This is a genomic window from Alienimonas sp. DA493 (genome assembly GCF_043951915.1).
Lineage (GTDB): Bacteria > Planctomycetota > Planctomycetia > Planctomycetales > Planctomycetaceae > Alienimonas.
On sequence record NZ_JBINJD010000310.1, the window covers coordinates 1 to 1,871 of the forward strand.

3 protein-coding genes and 1 tRNA gene are annotated in these 1,871 nt (G+C 68.6%); 3 read left to right on the forward strand and 1 reads right to left on the reverse strand.

The genetic code is table 11. The annotated features are described in order from the left end of the window. Positions 1-107: 107 nt before the first annotated feature. Positions 108-449: a hypothetical protein gene (locus ACG2DA_RS22655; protein WP_395258949.1), complete on the reverse strand. Its 342-nt coding sequence runs from the start codon at positions 447-449 to the stop codon at positions 108-110. Between the two features lie 236 nt (positions 450-685). On the opposite strand from ACG2DA_RS22655, the gene ACG2DA_RS22660 reads away from it, so the two are divergent. The 3 genes from ACG2DA_RS22660 to ACG2DA_RS22670 all read left to right on the forward strand — a co-directional run bounded on the left by ACG2DA_RS22660 (position 686) and on the right by ACG2DA_RS22670 (position 1,593). Further along, on the forward strand, positions 686-964 hold the full coding sequence (locus ACG2DA_RS22660; RefSeq protein ID WP_395258951.1) for a hypothetical protein: 279 nt from the start codon (positions 686-688) through the stop codon (positions 962-964). 41 nt (positions 965-1,005) lie between these two features. Beyond that, positions 1,006-1,353 carry a hypothetical protein gene (locus ACG2DA_RS22665; RefSeq protein ID WP_395258953.1) on the forward strand — a complete coding sequence of 116 codons (348 nt, stop codon included), beginning with the start codon at positions 1,006-1,008 and terminating at the stop codon, positions 1,351-1,353. 167 nt (positions 1,354-1,520) lie between these two features. Next, positions 1,521-1,593, forward strand: a tRNA-Thr gene (locus ACG2DA_RS22670). The last annotated feature ends 278 nt before the right edge of the window (positions 1,594-1,871 follow it).

Below are 1,871 nucleotides of genomic sequence, written 5' to 3' on the forward strand. Positions count from 1 at the left end.
CTCGCCGTCACCGCCGCGTGAAGCTAAACGGGAGCGGGCTAGGGGAACCGCCGGGAGTCGAACCCGGAGCAGCCGCCCACCGGCGGCCGGCACCCAGTGGGTGTCATTCAGCCGAACATGCGGAGGAACTCCTGATCGACGTTGTCGGTGGTCGGGGCCATCAACTCCCGCTCCCGCTGGGCGGCCTGCTGTCGCTCACGGCGACGCTCGGCCTTGCGGCGCTCCTTGGCCCGCTTCTTCTCCGCCTTGGCCTTCACGGCGGCCTTGCGGACCTTGGCTTGCCATTCGCCCTGAGCCTTCCGGCAGGCCGCGCAGTAGACGTAGCGGCCCCCGCCGGGGTGGGCGAAGTCTCCGGGCGGACGGGGTTCTTGGCAGCGTTCGCAGACGCGGCCGAAAGAGGGGACGACCAACACGGGGTCGTCGGACGGTACGAAGCGGGGTGTCGCCATCGGCGGGCTTCCTATTGAACGGGGCAGGTCCTCTCACAACCCAGTCGCCGGAAGCGGAGCGAAGTGGGTTGTTCAAGCAAGCGGACTGGCCGGTCCGAACCTGCGTGCGACCAGTTTAGCGCGGTCGGCGCCGCAGTGAAGATGCGCCCAGCAAAAAATCGCGCGGAACTACAAAATAAGGCCCAAACGCGGCTCCCCTCTGGCGCGGTCCGGTCCCCCGCGCTACCTTCCGGGGCATGAAGACCGCGACGAAAACCGAGGGCGTCGCCTACCTCCGCCGTCGGCTCGGGCTCGCCCGCAAGAGGATGCGGTACTGGTCCGGGTGCCCGTCGTTCAGCGGGTTCGGCTACAACCCCGGGAAGGTCAGCAACAATGAAGCGGAGTGCGAGTACGAGATGGCTCTATGCGACGCCTACGCCCTCGCCAATCAAATCGGGGAGCAAACTGGCGCGTGTCCACGGGTGCGGGACATCAAGAATGAGTCTCGCGTCTCCATGTCGGCAATCCGCTGGTGAGCCTCTGGCGCGGGGGATGCGGAGAGGGGAGGATGCGGGGCATGAGCGACGCCGTCCTGCAACGCTGGCGAGGGTTCGTCACATCCGTGGGCGAGGGCGAGTTCTCCGCCGTACTGATTGACGCCACGCCGGACTCCGACCGGACAGGCTCCCGCGATGTAGCGACGTTCGCCACCGCCGAGGTCGTGGCGGAGGAGGAGCGAGAGTTCGTCGTGGAGGGCGCCGGGTTCACCTGGACGATTCCCGCTGACGGTTCTTCGGTCGTGAAGTTCGACCCGCCCGGCGTCTGGACCGCTGCGGACCTGAAGCTCGCCGGGCAGCTTGCCGAGGATTGGTTCTTCGCCGTGGCGGAGCCCACGACCGACCTGCCGAGCACTTCGTGGGACTAGCCTCTGGCGCGAACCGTCCGGGGCGGTAGGATGTCGGCTCACGCGGCTGCGACGCTCCGGCGTGGAAAGCCGACGCCCGCCCCGGCGACCATCGGGGCACCTGCGGGGTGGGCCGGGTCACGCCGGTCGCAGATAGCCGTTCTAACGGCAGTCGTCTCCGCAGTCCTTCCCAGCTAGCTCAACTGGCAGAGCACGTCCTTCGTAACGACGCGGTTCCCGGTTCGACTCCGGGGTTGGGATCTTCGCCTCCGGGCCTGCTGACCGTCTCGCTCGTTCCTCTCCGGACGAAGCGGGCGCCCAGCGGGAGGGAACCCGGGGGCGACCGTCTCGCCCTGCCCGCTCCGAAGCCCCACGCTCAGTCGCGTCGGGCAACACGATTAGGACGGGCGGGGCCTTTCACGCCGGCCCGGTCGCTCCCCGCGGCCGGGCCGGTTTTCGTGAACCGCGCCGCGATGCCGGGCGTTCGCTCTCGTCGCCCCCCCTCTTGGCGAGCCACATGGAAACGCTCATCTGCGCTG